The 17710-nt window shown below is 57.2% G+C and carries 14 protein-coding genes and 1 other annotated feature; of the genes, 9 read left to right on the top strand and 5 right to left on the bottom strand.

What is annotated here, in order from left to right; all coding sequences use genetic code 11:
* Window positions 1–54: 54 nt before the first annotated feature.
* Both ccpA and AC50YL_RS12325 read left to right on the top strand, forming a co-directional pair.
* The gene (ccpA, locus tag AC50YL_RS12330) at window positions 55–1062 is read left to right on the top strand and encodes a catabolite control protein A (protein WP_494832243.1); all 1008 of its coding nucleotides are present in this window, start codon (window positions 55–57) and stop codon (window positions 1060–1062) included.
* Window positions 1059–1763 carry a 5'-methylthioadenosine/adenosylhomocysteine nucleosidase gene (locus tag AC50YL_RS12325; RefSeq protein WP_494832242.1) on the top strand — a complete coding sequence of 235 codons (705 nt, stop codon included), beginning with the start codon at window positions 1059–1061 and terminating at the stop codon, window positions 1761–1763. The genes ccpA and AC50YL_RS12325 overlap by 4 nt, the downstream gene beginning before the upstream one ends.
* A gap of 83 nt (window positions 1764–1846) precedes the next feature.
* On the opposite strand, the gene AC50YL_RS12320 is transcribed toward AC50YL_RS12325, so the two are convergent.
* Complete coding sequence (locus AC50YL_RS12320; RefSeq protein WP_494832572.1) at window positions 1847–3025, bottom strand: acetoin utilization protein AcuC; 1179 nt, start codon at window positions 3023–3025, stop codon at window positions 1847–1849.
* A 37-nt stretch (window positions 3026–3062) separates the two neighbouring features.
* Complete coding sequence (locus tag AC50YL_RS12315; RefSeq protein WP_494832241.1) at window positions 3063–3695, bottom strand: GNAT family N-acetyltransferase; 633 nt, start codon at window positions 3693–3695, stop codon at window positions 3063–3065.
* 258 nt (window positions 3696–3953) lie between these two features.
* Here AC50YL_RS12315 and acsA point away from each other — a divergent pair, with 258 nt between their 5' ends.
* Window positions 3954–5678, top strand: coding sequence for an acetate--CoA ligase (gene acsA / locus AC50YL_RS12310; RefSeq protein ID WP_494832239.1), 1725 nt, complete (start codon window positions 3954–3956; stop codon window positions 5676–5678).
* Window positions 5679–5747: 69 nt separating this feature from the next.
* Here the strand turns inward: acsA and AC50YL_RS12305 are convergent, their stop codons facing one another.
* Window positions 5748–8861: a transglycosylase domain-containing protein gene (locus AC50YL_RS12305; RefSeq protein ID WP_494832238.1), complete on the bottom strand. Its 3114-nt coding sequence runs from the start codon at window positions 8859–8861 to the stop codon at window positions 5748–5750.
* A gap of 186 nt (window positions 8862–9047) precedes the next feature.
* Window positions 9048–9334, top strand: a binding site (T-box leader).
* A 49-nt stretch (window positions 9335–9383) separates the two neighbouring features.
* On the opposite strand from AC50YL_RS12305, the gene tyrS reads away from it, so the two are divergent.
* The 5 genes from tyrS to AC50YL_RS12280 all read left to right on the top strand — a co-directional run bounded on the left by tyrS (window position 9384) and on the right by AC50YL_RS12280 (window position 14892).
* Window positions 9384–10637, top strand: coding sequence for a tyrosine--tRNA ligase (gene tyrS, locus AC50YL_RS12300; RefSeq protein WP_494832571.1), 1254 nt, complete (start codon window positions 9384–9386; stop codon window positions 10635–10637).
* Between the two features lie 189 nt (window positions 10638–10826).
* Window positions 10827–11354 carry an NfeD family protein gene (locus AC50YL_RS12295; RefSeq protein WP_494832237.1) on the top strand — a complete coding sequence of 176 codons (528 nt, stop codon included), beginning with the start codon at window positions 10827–10829 and terminating at the stop codon, window positions 11352–11354.
* Between the two features lie 27 nt (window positions 11355–11381).
* The gene (gene floT, locus AC50YL_RS12290; protein WP_494832236.1) at window positions 11382–12917 is read left to right on the top strand and encodes a flotillin lipid rafts scaffold protein FloT; all 1536 of its coding nucleotides are present in this window, start codon (window positions 11382–11384) and stop codon (window positions 12915–12917) included.
* Window positions 12918–13147: 230 nt separating this feature from the next.
* Window positions 13148–13921 (top strand): helix-turn-helix domain-containing protein, encoded by a 774-nt coding sequence (locus tag AC50YL_RS12285; RefSeq protein ID WP_494832234.1) that lies wholly within the window; start codon window positions 13148–13150, stop codon window positions 13919–13921.
* A gap of 134 nt (window positions 13922–14055) precedes the next feature.
* Window positions 14056–14892, top strand: a complete 837-nt coding sequence (locus AC50YL_RS12280) for a phytanoyl-CoA dioxygenase family protein (RefSeq protein ID WP_494832232.1) — start codon at window positions 14056–14058, stop codon at window positions 14890–14892.
* Here AC50YL_RS12280 and AC50YL_RS12275 read toward each other — a convergent pair.
* Window positions 14868–15743: a helix-turn-helix transcriptional regulator gene (locus tag AC50YL_RS12275; RefSeq protein WP_494832230.1), complete on the bottom strand. Its 876-nt coding sequence runs from the start codon at window positions 15741–15743 to the stop codon at window positions 14868–14870. The two genes, AC50YL_RS12280 and AC50YL_RS12275, sit on opposite strands and share 25 nt — an antisense overlap.
* 121 nt (window positions 15744–15864) lie before the next feature.
* Here AC50YL_RS12275 and AC50YL_RS12270 point away from each other — a divergent pair, with 121 nt between their 5' ends.
* Window positions 15865–16968: a glycoside hydrolase family 172 protein gene (locus AC50YL_RS12270; protein ID WP_494832228.1), complete on the top strand. Its 1104-nt coding sequence runs from the start codon at window positions 15865–15867 to the stop codon at window positions 16966–16968.
* A gap of 58 nt (window positions 16969–17026) precedes the next feature.
* Here AC50YL_RS12270 and rpsD read toward each other — a convergent pair whose 3' ends face one another.
* Window positions 17027–17626 carry a 30S ribosomal protein S4 gene (rpsD, locus tag AC50YL_RS12265; protein WP_494832570.1) on the bottom strand — a complete coding sequence of 200 codons (600 nt, stop codon included), beginning with the start codon at window positions 17624–17626 and terminating at the stop codon, window positions 17027–17029.
* Between the last annotated feature and the right edge of the window lie 84 nt (window positions 17627–17710).

Raw genomic sequence — 17710 nt, 5'->3', positions numbered from 1 at the left:
ACGATAAGGTGTTATGGGGCGCGAGAAAAATTTGAACTAATGGAGAGTAGGACTGTGACGGTAACCATTTATGATGTAGCAAGAGAAGCAGGCGTGTCGATGGCGACTGTGTCGCGTGTCGTCAACAACAATCCCAACGTAAAACCTCAAACACGCAAGAAAGTATTCGAAGCCATCGAACGGCTCGGCTATCGCCCGAATGCCGTTGCCCGCGGTCTGGCGAGCAAGAAGACGACGACCGTCGGCGTGGTCATTCCCGATATTTCCAATGCGATCTTCGCGGAAGTGGCGCGGGGAATCGAAGATATTGCCAATATGTACCACTACAACATTATCCTGTGTAACGCGGATAAGAAGAAAGATAAAGAGATTCGCGTCATCAACACGCTTCTGGAGAAGCAGGTCGACGGTCTTTTGTTCATGGGCGGCGCCGTGACGGAAGAGCATTTGCAAGCGTTTAAGACGGCCAACGTGCCGATCGTGCTCTGCGCGACGACCGACGAGAACGGCACGATTCCTTCCGTCGACATCGATCACGAGGCGGCGGCGTTCGAGGCGGTGCAAACCTTGATCAAAAACGGCCACCGCACGATCGCGATGATCGGCGGCACGCTGCAGGATCCGGCGAACGGCTATGCGCGTTTCCAAGGCTACAAGCGCGCGCTCGAGACAGCCGGCTTGACTTACGATGAGAACCTCGTGCGCATCGGCAATTACCGGTATGAATCCGGCGTCGATGCCATGAAATACTTCTTGGAGCAAGCGGTTCGTCCGACTGCGGTCTTCTCCGCGACGGACGAAATGGCGATCGGGGCGATTCACTGCATCCAGGACGCCGGCTTGAAGGTGCCTGACGATATTTCCGTCATCAGCGTCGACAACAGCCGCATGGCTTCCATGGTACGCCCCCAACTGACCGCCGTCGCTCAACCGATGTACGATATCGGCGCGGTATCGATGCGTCTGCTGACGAAGCTGATGAAGAAAGAAACCGTCGAGAATCCGAAGGTCGTCTTGCCTTATGAAATCGTTACCCGCCAATCGGTAGGGAGCATCGAATGACGGCAGCGTTTGGGAAAATCGGCATCGTAGGCGCCATGACAGAAGAAATCGAACTGCTTCACAAGCATGTCGCGAAAACAGGCTCCTTCATCAAAGCGGGCATTGAATATACGGAAGGCAGCCTGCACGGCCATCAAGTCGTGTTCTGCAAATCCGGCGTAGGCAAAGTCAACGCAGCGGTATGCACGCAGCTGTTGATCGATGCCGGCGTGGAATGCGTCCTGTTCACGGGCGTCGCTGGCGCGGTTGCGCCGAGCTTGAATATTGGCGATATCGTCATCTCGACCTCGTGTTTGCAGCATGATTTCGACGTGACGCCGCTCGGATTCGCGCGCGGACAAATTCCGTACCAGGACGTATGGGAGTTTCAAGCGGATCGGGACCTCGTAGAGCTGGCCGGCGCGGCAAGCGAGCGTTTGTTCCCGGGACGGAGCTTGAAGGGCAAAGTGCTTTCCGGCGATCAATTCATCGCCTCCCGCGATGCCGTCCGCGGGCTCTATGAAGAGCTTGGCGGCGCTTGTACCGAGATGGAAGGCGCCTCGCTGGCGCAGGTATGCGCGATGAACGGCGTTCCGTACGTCGTCATCCGTTCGATGTCGGATAAAGCGGACGGATCGGCGCATGCGAATTTTGCCGAATTCACGGTTCAAGCTTCCATTAACTCGCATGCGATCATTGATGATATGCTCAAACATCTGTAAGCCGACTTGGCTTGCAGGCGTTACACGACAAAAGGCAGCCGTATGTTCTTCCCTAGCGGGGGAACGTACGGCTGCCTTTTCGTTTACAGCTGATCTAATACGATATTCATAATGCCTTTGTTGCGCGTCTCGATCTCGTGCCGCCTTGGCATCGGTTCCCAGGATGCGAGATCGTCCAGCCAGCTGCCCGGAAGCGGATCTTCGCCGTGCGGTGCCCACTGTTCCAGCCAGCGCGCCGGCAACGGCTCGTTCGCGCCGTCGTCGCTTAATCGGTCCATCAGCGCATGATCGGTCATGGCGAGCCAGACGAACGCCCAGGCACGGGGGACGACGCGCCAGATGTCGTAGCCGCCGCCGCCGAGCGCGATCCAGCGGCCATCCGCATAACGATGGGCAAGGTCGTGTATGATCATCGGCATGGCTTGGTAGATCCGCATGCTGCAGTGGATATGCGATAACGGATCGTAAGCGTGCGCATCGCAGCCATGTTGGCTCACGATAACGTCTGGCCGGAAAACCTCGGCTGCCCGTTCCACCGTCGAGCGGAAGCTATAGAGCCAGGAATCGTCTTCGGTGTACGGTTCCATCGGGACATTGACGCTCATGCCGAAGCCGGCGTCCGTGCCGCGTTCCGTGACGAAGCCCGTACCGGGGAACAAATATTTGCCGGTCTCATGGATGGAATACGTGCACACCTCGGGATCGGCGTAGAACGTCCACTGGACGCCATCACCATGATGAACGTCCGTGTCGATATAGAGCACGCGGGCGCCGTATTGCTTGCGGATATGCGCGATGGCGACGGCGGCGTCATTGTAGACGCAGAACCCCGAGCCGCGGTCGGGGAAGGCGTGGTGCAATCCGCCGGCCATATGGTAGGCATGCTTGGCTTGACCGCGCATGACAACGTCCGCCGCGAGGATGGAACCGCCGGCGATGGCGGCGGCAGCTTCATGCATGCCCGGGAAGTACGGCGTATCCTCGGTACTCAAGCCGTATTGATCCGCGCGGCCGGCCGCTTCATCCGCAGGTTGGGACAGACTGAGATGCTGCACGGCTTCGATATAATCCGGGCGATGCACGAGGTGGAGCTCATCCTCGCTCGCCGGTGCAGCTTCCAAAATGTCGGTCTCGTCCAAGGCGCCGGCGGTTTCCAGCAGATGCCTGGCAAGCGTCAGACGAATCGGGTTGAAGGGATGCTCCTGGTTGAATTTATACCGTTTCGCATCGGGAGAATCGATAAACACGGCATTGGCCGTCATGCTGTTCATCTGCCTTTCTGCGCGTACGCTCGTTATGCTAAACCATGAATCGCTGCCGAAAGCGGACGCGATCGAATTGCTCCGCGGAGCTGAGGGGCACTTCCCGGCCGATGCGAACCATGAGACAGTTGGCGGGATGGGCGCAGATCTCGGGATCGTCCGTAGCAAACCAGACCATGCCGGCTTCTTTCATTAAATTCTCCATCATGGTCCGGTAATCCCAGACGCTCAATCCCGTTCCTTCGAGATCCCAGTGCCAGTAATATTCGGTCGTGTATACGATCACGTTGTCCAATTGGCCGTCTCGGAAAGCGAGCAGGATCAGTCGTTTGGCCAATCCCAACCCGCGATAATCGTCGGCCACCTCGACGGCGCCGAGCTCGATCAAATCTTCCATGTTCCCTTCCGACCAGCGCTCCAGCTCATCGGGGTAATGGAAGGTCACGTAACCGACGATCGTATCGCCGTCCCTGGCCGCGATGATCCGGCCTTCGGGAAGCCCGGCGATCTCCACGAGCGCTTGGAACTGCTCGGGCGGCCGCCTGAACGCATCCAGCTGGGCATGCAGCTTCAGACCGGCGAGCCGATCGGCGGGAAGGGGGCCTTCGATGACGATATCCCGTTCGCGAGAGGGGATGAATTCGGTATGCAGCTGTTTGCGGTGTTCCAAAGAAGTCGGCTCCTTTAGCAAAATACAAGGTGCTATAGGGGGTACAGCTATGCTTATATTTCACCGGAATGAAACGCGTTTGCCCGGCCGGCAAGGAAAGCGGCAACCGTTTCGTCTTATGCTACCCTACTTATATCAGAAAAAAGTTGGAATGAAAAGCATGGCCTCCCCAACAGGAGTCATGATATAATATGAAAGCGTATTCGAGTGCGTCTCGAAGAGAGAAAAGGTTTACTATGGGTAGGAGGATGATGAACGATGAGCAACACGCATCAAGAACGGATCCCGGCAGCGGCGTCCGGCTCCAACATGACAAGCTATGACGACACCTATGAACAGTTTAGTTTCGACCAGCTGGAGGAGCGGTTCTCCTGGCATGAGACGGGAAAAGCAAACATGGCCTTCGAAGCAATCGACCGTCACGTCGAAGCAGGACGAGGCAACAAGATTGCTCTCCACTATAGCGATAACGCGAGAGACGAATCGTATACGTTCGAGGAGCTGGCGAAGCAGTCGAACCGGTTCGCTAACGTGCTCCGGGGGCTTGGCATCGGGAAAGGCGAGCGCGTCTTCATCTTCATGCCCCGTACGCCGGAATTATATTTCAGCCTGCTCGGCGCCTTGAAGATCGGTGCCGTCGTGGGACCGCTTTTCGAAGCGTTCATGGAAACGGCCGTCCGTGACCGGCTGCAGGACAGCGCCGCTACGGCGATCGTCACGACGCCTGCGCTGCTGTCGCGCATCCCGCGCGGCGAGCTGCCCGACTTGAAGCATGTCATCGTTTTCGGCGACGACGTGCAAGCGGGCGACGGCATCGTCGATTACAAAGCCGAGATGGCAGCCGCATCCGATTCGGCCGATATCGAATGGCTTGGACGCGAAGACGGACTTATTCTTCACTATACTTCAGGCTCCACCGGCAAGCCGAAAGGCATTTTCCATGTGCAAAACGCGATGATCCAGCACTACTTCACGGGACGGATCGTCCTGGATTTACAGCCGGACGACATCTATTGGTGCACGGCCGATCCAGGCTGGGTCACCGGTACCTCGTACGGTATTTTCGCGCCATGGCTGAACGGCGCGACGAACGTCATCCGAGGCGGACGTTTCAGCCCGCAGGACTGGTACAAGACGATCGAGCGCTACGGCGTAACGGTATGGTACAGCGCGCCGACGGCATTCCGCATGCTGATGGGCGCCGGCGACGATGTCGTAGGTCAATTCAATCTCTCGAGCCTAAGGCATGTGCTTAGCGTCGGCGAGCCGCTCAATCCGGAAGTGGTCCGCTGGGGGCTTAAGGTGTACAATCAGCGCATCCACGACACGTGGTGGATGACGGAGACGGGCGGTCAGCTGATCTGCAACTACCCGAGCATGGACATCAAGCCAGGCTCCATGGGCAAACCGATTCCAGGCGTTCAAGCGGCAATCATCGACGATGCCGGCAACGAACTGCCGTCGTACCGGATGGGCAATCTGGCGATTCGCACGCCTTGGCCGTCGATGATGCGCAAGGTTTGGAACAACCCGGCCAAGTACGAAGAGTATTTCCGCATCCCGGGCTGGTACATCTCCGGCGACTCCGCGTATCGTGACGAAGACGGCTATTTCTGGTTCCAAGGCCGTATCGACGATGTCATCAACACGGCAGGGGAGCGGGTAGGGCCGTTCGAGGTCGAGAGCAAGCTCGTCGAGCATCCGGCCGTGGCCGAAGCAGGCGTCATCGGCAAGCCCGATCCGATGCGTGGAGAGATCATCAAAGCATTCGTGGCGCTCCGCGAAGGATATACGGCCACGGACGAGCTGAAGGCCGACATTACGCGATTCGTCAAAGAAGGCCTCTCCGCGCACGCCGCGCCGCGAGAGATCGAATTCAAAGACAAGCTGCCGAAGACGCGCAGCGGCAAAATCATGCGCCGGGTGCTGAAAGCATGGGAACTGAACCTGCCGACCGGCGATTTGTCGACGATCGAAGATTAGAGGCTGTTAAAGCCAATATAAGAAAAAAAAACTTCCAGCGCTTAAAGCGCTGGAAGTTTTTTTTGTTGATTATTGAATGGCGATCGACGCGGATGCGGGCGATTCTCCCGCATCGTTGACGGCCGTCACTTGGAAGAATCCGCTTGTCAGCGGCGAGACATATTCGAATCTCGCTTCGCTGGTGGAGCCGATTTTTTTGAAGCTGCCGGTGCTGTTCGAGCTGTAGTATACGTTGTAGCCCGTCACCTGCTCGGCGGTCGCGTTATCGGCCCAAGTCAGCTTAATGCCGAGATCCGTGGTTTCGACGGAGATGTTCATCGGCGTGGAAGGAGCGGTCAGCCCGCTTTCCGTTCCCGCCGGGCTGCCGTTATCGTTCGGCATGCCGATATTGATGTCGGAGCCCGTATCCGTATCCGTGCCTTGATCGTGCGAGGTGTACGTTCCGCCGCCCGACGTGACGAAGACGCTCGGAGCGGACTCTTTGCCCGCGACGTCAACGGCTGTCACGTAGTAGGAATAGGCGCCTTGGTTGGCGACGTAGTTCACGAATCGTAAATCTTGTCCCGTCAACACCGTCGTGTTCATGTTCGCAAACGTTCCGTCGTTGACGGCGCGATACAGGCGATAGCCGACGACGTCTTTATCCGGCGAGGCCTTGAACGTAATCCGGTAGGCGTTTCCGGTCGATACGGCCTCGATGCCGAGATTGGAAGGCGGCGTAGGCGCTCTGCCGTCGTCTACCCGCGGATCCACGAGGGACGGCGCATCCCGGCCAGCATCGGCAGGCACGAAGACGCTCATCGGCTTGCGGGTGTCCGCAGGCAGCTTCGCCTGCGCGGCTTCGATTTCTTTCATCAGCTCGTCGAGCGGCTTCTCCCGCTTCACGACGAGCTGGTCGTGAACCATATCCGACGGCGTGGACGGCTTCGGAATATAGTTGATGCCGTTGTAGGAAATGACGGACATTTTGACAAGCGCGTCATCCGGTTCCTTCGGCAGGAACTTCGTGTTGAACCAGTCGGTCACGAGTCTGCCCTCGCTGCGCGTGAGATCCGTCGGCAGCTTGCCGCTGAGACTGGAGACGGTCGATTTGACGATTCCCGAAGGCATCGTGAACTGCTTGGTCGGGAACAGCTCCGGCCGCTGGGTCGTCACCTCGTTCATAATATCGGACCAGATGATCCGCGCCCGGTTGCGCCCTTCCTTGGACAAGGTATAGATCGGTTTCTCGTAGCCGACCCATACGCCGAGCGTGATATCGGGCGAGAAGCCCATGAACCAGACATCGCCGTAGCTTTGCGTCGAACCGGTTTTGCCGACGACCGGGATTTTGCCGTAATTATTGAACAGGGAGGCTACGCTGTGACCGGATCCCGCAGGATCCGAGATTACCGTACGCATCATGTCCGTCATCAGGAACGCCGTTTGTTCCGAGAACGCCCGGAGCGGCTTAGCTTCGTGCTGATAGACGATCTTGCCGTCCGCATCCGTGATTTTGCTGATCATGTACGCGTCGTTGAAGACGCCTTTGTCGGCGATGGCGCCGTATGCGTTCGTAAGCTCTTCGACGGACACCCCGATGCTGAGACCGCCGATAACGCCGGTTTGCGCATAGTCGTCTTCCGGCTGAATCGTCGTGATTCCGAGCTTGCGGGCAAACTTCCAGGCTTCCGGAATCGTGACGAGGTTGTTGAAAATTTTGAGCGCCGGAATATTGAGCGAGCGGTTCAGCGCGTCCCTGGCGGTCACGAGACCATAGAACTTCTTCGTGACGTTCATCGGAATATGGTAGCCCTTCTGGCCGTCCTTCATGACGATCGGCGAATCGTCGATGACGCTTGCCGGTTGAATCAAGCCTTTATCGATGGCAGGCAGATAGGCGGCGATCGGTTTCATGGTCGATCCCGGCTGGCGCGTCATCTGCGTGGCATGGTTGAGCTGCTCGGTATAGAAGTCGCGGCCTTCGAGCATTCCCAGGATCGCGCCGGTTTTATGATCCAGCATGATGGCCCCGGTCTGTTCCATGCCTTTCTCTTTGCTGTCGGCTTCGAAATTGTTGGGATCCGCGCCGACCTTATGCATGGCGTTGTACACTTTCTTGTCGATCGTTGTATAAATGTGGTAGCCGCCGTTTAACAGATGCTCGTGCGCTTCTTCGAGCAGCTGCGCGTTTTCTTCCTTGTTGATGTCCTCGGGCTTCATGCTTGGATTTTCCGCAAGCAGCAGCAATCCCGCCGCCTGGCGTTCGGATTCCAGCATGAGGAACGGGAACGTCGAGTAGGCTTTCTCCGTCGGCTTCGCCAGCGATTTCTCGACGTCGAAGCTTAGCGCCTCGTCGTACTGTTCTTGGCTGATGCGGCCGGTATCCAGCATGCGCTTCAGCACGATATGCTGGCGGTCCATCGCCAGCTTGAAGCCGGACGGATTGAATTTCCCCTTGCTCGTGAAAGCCGTATACGCCGAAGGGCGCTGCGGCAGGCCGGCCAGATAGGCGGACTGCGCGATGTTCAGCTTGGTCAGGTCGGTAATGTTGAATATCCCTTTGGCGGCGGCTTTGATGCCGTATAGGTTATAGCCGCTGTTTCCGGTGCCGAACTGCACTTTGTTCAAATAGGCGGTCAGAATCTCGTCCTTCGTCATGAAGCGCTCCAGCCGCAGCGCGAGGAAGATTTCCTTGGCTTTGCGGCTGTCCGTCTTGTCGAGCGTCAGGAACACCTGGCGGGCGAGCTGCTGGGTGAGCGTGCTTCCGCCGGTTTGCGTGTCCTCGTTCAGCAGCTTCTGCTTGACCGCGCGGGCGAGACCGTTGAAGTCGACCCCGATATGCTTGTAGAAATTATTGTCCTCCGTGGCGAGCACGGCATTTATGACTTGCGGGGGAATATCCTCCCGTTTAATAAGACGCCGGTCTTCTTCCGTCCGCAATTGGCCGACGGGGGTTTGTCCATCGTTAAAATACACGAAGCCGGTGATCGAGTTCTCGTTGATCTTGGCTTCGATCTCCTCGCGCGGGCGAACGGGTTCATCTTTGACGAAAGAGGCCACGTAGCCGGCGATGGCCGCCCCGGCAAACAATCCGATTAATATGCCGAATATAAAAAGCCATTTGAACGTAACGAGCGTCACGATACCAAAGGTCCGCCATTTGCTGTAGCCTTTGGTTTTCTGTTGACGGTCTTGATCCATAAAATGATTAGCCTCCTCCGATTAACAGCATTATTATAGCATAAATCGCCATTCGAATTGGAGCCTTTGGCCGACGAATTTGACCAGCATTCGCCATAATTCCCTTTTCGTTCACGGTTGCGGCGGATAATCATTGACTTTGCAGATGGGGATGTGTTATAAACGGTAGCAAGAAAAGTGCATATCGCAATCGCGTTGAAGGGCTTCAGTAGAAATGCGGGCCGTTGATTCCAGAGAACCGGTGGGAGGTGCGAACCGGTACGCGCCGCAATTCGAATTACCGCCCCGAGCTGATCGGACGAACACGGATTTCCCGCATCGCGAGAAATCGTTCCAGTAGTCTGCATCCGGATGATATCCGTTATGATAATGAAGTGAGAGCCGCTTATTTTGGCGTGCCGCGCAGCTTGCCGCGGGGAGCCCGGCGACTCTAACGAGGGTGGTACCGCGAGCAAATCCTTCTCGTCCCTTGAGGACGAGAAGGATTTTTTCTATTTTCGGACGGGAGTGAAGACGGTTATGGTGAAGTGGGAACAATTGGATGCCGATCAACAGCGGGAAGTGGAGCGTCAAATGGACGTCATCCGGCGGGGCGTCGTCGAGATCGTGCCGGAGGACGAGCTGAAGGCGAAGATCGTAGGCGCCGTCGCGACCGGGAAGCCGCTCAAAGTGAAATTGGGCTTGGATCCGTCCGCGCCGGACATCCATATCGGCCATACGGTCGTGCTGCACAAGCTGAGGCAGTTTCAGCAGCTAGGCCACGACGTGCAGCTGATTATCGGCGACTTCACGGGCCGGATCGGGGACCCGACCGGGAAATCGGAAACGCGCAAGCAGCTGAGCGAAGACGACGTGAAGCGCAATGCCGAGACGTACCAGAAGCAAATCTACAAACTGCTCGACCCGGCCAAAACGACGGTCTATTACAATTCCGAATGGCTCGGACCGATGAGTTTCGCGGACGTCGTGACGCTATCGGCCAAAGTAACGGTCGCGCGCATGCTGGAGCGGGACGATTTCACCAAGCGCTACACGACCGGCCAGCCGATCAGCATTCACGAGTTCTTCTACCCGCTGATGCAGGGCTACGATTCCGTGGCGCTCGAGAGCGACGTGGAGCTCGGCGGCACGGATCAGAAATTCAATCTCCTGATGGGGCGCACGCTGCAGAAGGAGTACGGCAAGGCGGCGCAGGCGGCGATCATGACCCCGCTCATCGAAGGCTTGGACGGCGTGCACAAGATGAGCAAGAGCTTGGGCAACTATATCGGGATCGACGAGGAGCCGAACGAAATCTACGGCAAATCGATGTCCGTTCCGGATGAGCTCATGCTGAAATACTACGAGCTCGCGACGGATATCGGCTTGGAGGAGCTGCAGTCGCTGCGGACCGCGATCGCGGACGGAAGCACGCATCCGCGGGATGCGAAGATGGCGCTTGCCCGTACATTCGTGCGCATGTACCACGGAGAAGAGGCGGCCGCGGCGGCGGAGCAGCATTTCATCGCGGTGTTCCAGAAGCGCGCGCTGCCGGACGATATTCAGGAAGCGGCGCTGCGGGCATCCGATTTGGAAGAAGGCCGCATCGGCATCTTGAAGCTGCTGACGACCCTCGGTCTGCAAGCCTCGAGCAGCGAGGCGAAGCGGAGCGTGCAGCAGGGCGCGGTGCGAATCAATGAAGAGAAGGTCGATGACTGGTCCGCGGAGATCACGCTTGCCGACGGCGATATTATTCAAGTCGGCAAACGGAAATTCGCGAAAGTGGTTCTTCGATAACGGACGTTCGCAATAAGCTTATCGTGCGATGACTAAGGCGGTAAGCTTTTTTGCTGCGTTTGGAAGCCTCTTGATCGGCAAGCTCTGTAAGAGTCGGCGGCATGGAGCGAAACTTCTCTGACAATTTGACGTAATAAATAACGGGTGTAATTCAAAATTATGGAATTCGCGAGACGGGAGGGAGGGCTTTTGGAGGGCGTATTTCTCGGCTGCTTGTTCGGCGGCGTTTTTTTCGCGCTCGTGAGCGTCGTGCTCGGAGACTGGTTGAGTCTCGCGCTGGACGGCATGCTCGATTTCCTGTCGCTGGACGGTCATCCCGTGCTGCAGCCGATGGCGATCGTCGGCGGGATTACCGTCTTCGGCGGCGCGGGACTGCTCTTGAAGCATCACAGCTCGCTCGGAATCGCGCTTGTCGTGATCATCGCGATCTTGTGCGCGGTCGTCGCCGCGATCGGCATTTACTATCTGTACGTGCGCCCGATGGACCGCAGCGAGAATTCGACGGGGTATTCGATGAAAGAGCTGACCGGCATGATCGGCGAGGTGTTGGTGCCGATTCCCGCGATCGGGTTCGGCGAAGTGACCGTGAAGGCCGGCGCGGGCTTGACGAATCATATCGCGGCTAGCTTCGACGGCACCGAGATCGCGGCCGGCGTTCGTATCGTCGTCATCGGGGTCGACTCGCATACGCTCCTCGTATCCAAGCTGGAGCTCTAATCGCGCAAGAGAGGGGAATTTGCAAACATGCCAGATTATTTAGTCATTCCGGCAGCCGTTGTCGGCGTATTGATCTTGCTCGGTTTGGCTTTCTGGGCAAGATACCGGACGGTCGGGCCGGATAAAGCGATGATCGTAACGGGGTCGTTTCTCGGAGGCCGGAATGTCGCGGAGGACGAATCCGGACGCAAGAACAAGATCGTGCGCGGGGGCGGCGCGTTCATTCTGCCGATCTTCCAGAAGGCGGATTTCTTGTCGCTGTTGTCCCACAAGCTGGACGTATCGACGCCAGAGGTTTATACCGAACAAGGCGTGCCCGTCATTTGCGACGGCGTCGCGATCATCAAGATCGGCGGTTCCGTCGAGGACGTCGGGACGGCGGCGGAACAATTCCTCGGCAAGCCGACGGAGTCGCTCAAGAGCGAAGCCCAGGAAGTGCTGGAAGGTCATCTCCGGGCGATACTCGGCTCGATGACCGTCGAGGAAGTCTACCGGAACCGCGATAAGTTCGCCCAAGAGGTGCAGGGCGTCGCGGCTCGGGATTTGAAGAAAATGGGACTTCAAATCGTCTCTTTCACGATCAAGGATTTGCGCGACAAGCACGGCTATCTCGAAGCGCTTGGCAAGCCGCGCATCGCCGCGGTCAAGCGGGATGCGGATATCGCCGAGGCGGAGGCCGTCAGGGATTCGCGGATCCAGAAGGCGCGCGCCGAAGAAGAGGGCTTGAAAGCCGAGCTGCTGCGGGACACGAACATCGCCGAGGCGTCCAAGGAGAAGGAGCTGAAGGTGGCTTCCTTCAAGAAGGATCAGGATTCCGCCAAGGCCGAGGCCGACCAAGCGTACGCCATCCAGGAGGCGCGCGCGAAGCAGCGCGTCGTCGAAGAGCAGATGCAGGTTGAACTCGTCCGCAAGGAACGGGAGATCGACCTCGAAGGCAAGGAAATCCTGCGCCGCGAGAAGCAGTACGACGCCGAAGTGAAGAAGAAAGCCGATGCCGACCGGTATGCGGTGGAGCAAGCGGCGGAAGCGGACAGGGTCAAACGGATGCGCGAGGCGGAAGCGGCGCAGTACCGAATCGAGACGGAAGCGAAAGCGAACGCCGAGCAGAAGCGGCTGGACGGTCTTGCGATCGCGGACGCGGAGCGGGCGAAAGGGACGGCCGAAGCGGATGTCATCCGGCTTCGCGGTCTGGCGGAGGCCGAAGCGAAGGAGAAGCTCGCTCAAGCGTTCGAAATGTTCGGCGACGCAGCGGTGCTCGATATTATCGTGAAAATGCTTCCGGAGCTGGCCGGTAAGGTTGCCGCGCCGATCGGATCCATCGATAAACTGACCGTCGTCGACACCGGTCACGGCGAAGGCGCCGCGCGCGTCAGCAATTACGTCACCTCGCTCATGGCGACCGCTCCGGAGATGCTGAAGAGCGTATCCGGCATCGATCTGGGCGAGCTGGTAAGAGGCCTGACGAATAGAGGGCTTCCGACTGCGGCCGGTGCAGGGGCGCTGACAGCGGCGGCCGGCGCCGTATTGGCGGCAGATCCGAAGGCGAAGGACGACCCGGCTTGAAAATCCATCGGTCGCGCTCGTAATGCGATCAGATAGATCGTCGGTCAGTGCAAGCGATTCAATGTGCCATGGCATACGATAGACCGCAAAAACCCGCTCCACGTGGAGCGGGTTTTCTGCATAAATCGACGGCGCAAGCCTTTATTGGCCGCCACGACAGGAGAGCCCGGCTGAACGGCGAATGTAATAAAGCAGCAAGCTTCGCGAGCGAGAGCGGGAGGCGATTCCAATTGATCAAGCTGCATACGTGTTACGTGAAGGACTTTCACGGCAAATGGGAGATGGGCAAGAGCGTCGCGCAGTACCATATCCTGCTTGTCGTGACGAAGGGGAAAATCCTCTACTGGGTCAACGACGAGACCGTTTTTTTGCAGAAGGGCGACGTCATCTTGATACCGGCCGGCTCGGTCCGCGGGGGGACGTCCATCGAGGAGCATCAGCGGTACGCGACGCACTTCACCTTTGCGGAGCATGACGCGGCCCTCCTGCCTATCCTGCGTGATAAGCATTATAGTAAAACGACGATCTCCGGATTCGAGTATTTCAAGCAGCGTTTCCTGCTATTGAAGCATCATTGGCTCATGCGGGGACCGTATTCGGAAACGTCGTGCTACGCCGTACTGCTGGAGCTGCTCGGTATCTTGAATTACGAACGGGACAAATGGAAATTCCCGGCCAAGAAGGTCGATATGGCGGAAGACATCAAGAAATACCTGCTCGATCATTACAAGGAGTCCGTCACCTTGAACGATTTGGCCGCGTATGCCGGGCGGACGCCGAATCATCTCTCGCATGTGTTCAAATCCGTCACGGGGCAGTCGCCGATCGAATACCTGCACCATGTCCGGATTTCCAAGGCGAAAGAGCTGATGTTCGATAAGATGCTCCCGATCAGCGCAATCGCGGAGGAGACCGGCTTTTGCGACCAGGCGTATTTCAACCGGGTATTCAAGAAGCTGACGGGCTGCTCGCCGACCGCATTCCTGAAGGGACGGACGGATTGATCGGCGCATTTGGTAGCGTTGTCAATGAAATCGTAGAATCGTACAAAAGAAAACCGGATTGTTACTCGATCGCCCCTCGATTACCTCTTATGATTAAGACAGGAAGCGCACGAATCATAGGGAGGGAATTGCGAGTGGATCCATCATGCTTGAAGTATGCTTTGACGGAAGAAGAGCGAAAAACGTTCAACGAGACCGGCTACTTGATCATCGAGGACGCGCTGAATCCGGGGCAGATCGCGGAACTCACGAGGGAATTCGACCGGATTTACGAGGCCAAGCTGAATGAGGGTCACGACCCGAAGACAGCGCTGTTTTATCCAAATTTCATTCCCGACCACGATGCTTTTCTTGATCTGGTCGATTATGAGAAGGTGCTGCCGAAAGTATGGGGACTGCTCGGCTGGAACATCTACTTGTACCATGCTCACATGATCTCGACGCCGCCGAACGGCCAAGCCAAGAACGATGCGACGTTCGGCTGGCATCAAGACAGCGGCCGCGTCAATCTGGAGATGGAATCCCATCCGCGGCCGCGTTTGTCGCTCAAAGTCGCCTACTTCTTGTCGGATGTGTCCGAGCCGGACCGCGGCAATTTTTGGATCGTCCCCGGCAGCCATTTGAAGGATGAACTGGCAATGCCCGCGAATCGTCAGGGACAGCCGGAAGGAGCGATTCCGGTCCGCGTCAAGCCGGGCTCGGCAGTGTTCTTCGACAGGCGGCTGTGGCATGCGGGAACGCCGAATTGGTCCGAGCTGACGCGCAAAGTGCTGTTTTACGGCTACGGCTATCGCTGGATCCGCACGAAGGACGATATGACGGTCCAGCATCTATGGGATCGCAGCGATCCCATTCGCCGGCAGCTGCTCGGCGCAGGGGTGAACTGCAACGGCCACTACACGCCGACGGATGCCGACGTCCCGCTGCGGGTTTGGCTGAAGGACCATCAGCCGGAGATGGTAGCGCGGTAATCGGAGGGACTGCAGCCGGCGTACGTCTTGAAGGCGCGGCTGAACGCATGAATCGTCGAGTAGCCCAGCTGCTCGGCGATTTCTTGCATCGGCAAGAAGGTGTACTGAATCATGTTCTTGGCTTTTTCCATCCGGATTTGCTGGTGATATTGGATCGGCGTCAATTGAAAGACCTGCTTGAACAGATGGATGATATGAAACTTGCTGAGATGGAACCGTTCGGCAAGCTCGTCCAGTTGTACGCTTCGATGCGCGTTATGATCGATATAAGAGCGAATCTCGGCCAGCATCTCCAGCTGACCGCCGTTTTTCGATTGGCTTCCCCACCATTGCTCGCGCATGATCTGAGATAAGATGGCCAGCAGGCAGCTTTTCATGCGGAGCTCGTAGAAGGGCGGCTTGGTCTCGAATTCCCGGATCAGTTCGAACAAGGCTTGCTCCAACGGAAGCGGATCGATCGGACGGAACCGGCTCGGAACGCAATAGGGCAGGTCATCCAACTCGTTTCGCCGAAACCATCCCCGTTCCTTCGCGCTCATCTGTTCCAGCGGTTTGAAAGACACGCCGACCTCGCTGCTGTCGGGAAGCGCGGTCAGATCGAAATGGACATGCGGCTGGCGAATGCGCGTCTCGCCGATAACCCGTATCGAATGGCGCTGCCCCGGTTTGAAAAAGAAATAATCCCCCGGACCTCCGTGATGCACCTCGTCCTCCACGGTTACCAATAGTCGACCCTCCATTACATACAAAAGCTCGTAATCCCAGAGGACCCGTTCGTCCAATTTCCATGAAGAATCCAGCACGCTGTCGATCGCGACCCGGACAAACGGGGAAAGTCCGTCTACGTTCAAGGTTGGCCACCTCCGCAACAATTGATAAACAACTCCCCAATAAAAGCTAAAGGAAACCCGTCATTCCCATTATATAATAGGTTCGAATCAGCACAATAATGGATACATGAGGTGATCATGCATGCTGCAAAATTACGGACTAGGCTTTGGGCTGTCAACCGCGCCGCTCGTTACGAAAGCGCGCACGAGGTCGATCACGGCGGAGAACCCGAACGGAGAGAAAGGACAAGGGGGCAAAGAAGCAAGCAACCTTGGCATCGGTCGAAAAGGCAGGCCCGCCATCACGTTGAACCAGGGCGAAGAGACGGTCATCGCTCAGATTCAAGGAACGGGAATCATCCAGCATTTCTGGATCACCGTCGCCGATCAAACCGGCAAGGGCCATGCAGGGCAGTACGTGCTCCGCGATCTTGTCCTCCGCATGTATTGGGACGGCGAAACGGAACCATCGGTCGAAGCGCCGCTCGGCGACTTCTTCTGCAATGGCTTCGGCGTGCGCACCAACGTCAATTCGCTTCCGATCTCCGTCGTTCCGACGGGCGGCATGAATTGCTATATCCCGATGCCGTTCCGGCAAGCCGCGAAAGTCGCGATCGTGAACCAGCACGCCTCGGACATCGGCGGTTTCTTTTATGCGTTCAATTACGCGCTCGTGGACGAGCTGCCGGAGAACACGGCGTATTTCCATGCGCAGTGGCGCAGGGAGGCCGTAACCGAGCTCGGCAAAGACTACACGATTCTCGATAACGTCAAAGGCGCCGGTCAATATATCGGCACTTACCTCGCATGGGCGGCGTTGGAGCGGAATTGGTGGGGCGAAGGCGAGATCAAGTTCTACATGGACGGGGACGAGGAGTGGCCGACGATTTGCGGCACGGGAACCGAGGATTACGTCGGGGGCGCCTGGTGCTTCAACAATATGCGCACGAACGAGCCGGAATCCTACTCCACGCCGTACTTGGGTTATCATTTTTACAGAGAAACGACCGATATCGACGCCTGGTACGGGCATAACGTGCCGATGCACGGCATGTACCGCTGGCATTTACCGGATCCGATTCGTTTCGAAAGCGATTTGCGGGTAACGGTTCAGCAAATCGGCCATGACCATGCGAAGTTGTTCGAGCGCGCGGACGATATCTCTTCCGTCGCCTATTGGTATCAGATGGAGCCCCATGCGCCGTTCCCGGCATTGTCTCCGGCTAACAGGAGATGGCCCAGATAACGCCGCGACATGGGCAAAAAAAAGAGGTCCAAAGCATTTGCTTTGGACCTCTTGACTATTAACGGCTGTAGAACTCGACGATTTGTTTCTCGTCGATCTCCTGCGGAAGCTCGGCGCGTTCCGGAAGACGAACGAATTTGCCTTCAACCGCGGCATCGTTGTATTCCAGGTAGTTAGGAAGGAAGTTGCGGCCTTCCACGGCTTCTTTGATCGATTTCAATGCACGGCTGCGTTCGCGAAGGCCGATCACGTCGCCAACGGAAACCGTGTACGAAGCGATGTCGACTTTCTTGCCGTTGATCGTTACGTGGCCGTGGGATACGAGTTGACGCGCACCGGCACGGGAGTTTGCGAAACCAAGACGGTAAACCAAGTTATCCAAACGGCTCTCGAGGAGGGCCATGAAGTTTTCACCGGCGATACCTTTTTGTTTCGATGCTTTGTCGAACAGGTTACGGAATTGTTTCTCGTTCACGCCGTACATGTGACGAAGCTTTTGTTTTTCTTGCAATTGAATGCCATAGCCGCTCATTTTTTTGCGTTGGCCGGGACCGTGTTGACCCGGAGGGAAAGCGCGTTTCAATTCTTTGCCCGTTCCGCTCAGGGAGATGCCGAGGCGGCGGCTTAGTTTAAACTTAGGGCCTGTATATCTTGACATGTGTCGTAAAACTCCTTCTTCAAATGGGATGTTTGAAAATGGGTGTTTCGCCGAGTGCTGTCTCCGCTTCATCGCGCGCGATGA

This window comes from Paenibacillus sp. J22P277 (genome assembly GCF_059383675.1).
This window is presented reverse-complemented; position numbering and strand designations above follow the sequence as displayed.

Bases quoted from the DNA above. Each gene is read 5' to 3' on its own strand.
- acsA (WP_494832239.1), top strand. From the start codon at position 3,954: ATGAGCAACACGCATCAAGAACGGATCCCGGCAGCGGCGTCCGGCTCC.
- AC50YL_RS12305 (WP_494832238.1), bottom strand. From the start codon at position 8,861: ATGGATCAAGACCGTCAACAGAAAACCAAAGGCTACAGCAAATGGCGG.
- rpsD (WP_494832570.1), bottom strand. From the start codon at position 17,626: ATGTCAAGATATACAGGCCCTAAGTTTAAACTAAGCCGCCGCCTCGGC.
- AC50YL_RS12320 (WP_494832572.1), bottom strand. From the start codon at position 3,025: ATGACGGCCAATGCCGTGTTTATCGATTCTCCCGATGCGAAACGGTAT.
- AC50YL_RS12270 (WP_494832228.1), top strand. From the start codon at position 15,865: ATGCTGCAAAATTACGGACTAGGCTTTGGGCTGTCAACCGCGCCGCTC.
- floT (WP_494832236.1), top strand. From the start codon at position 11,382: ATGCCAGATTATTTAGTCATTCCGGCAGCCGTTGTCGGCGTATTGATC.
- AC50YL_RS12325 (WP_494832242.1), top strand. From the start codon at position 1,059: ATGACGGCAGCGTTTGGGAAAATCGGCATCGTAGGCGCCATGACAGAA.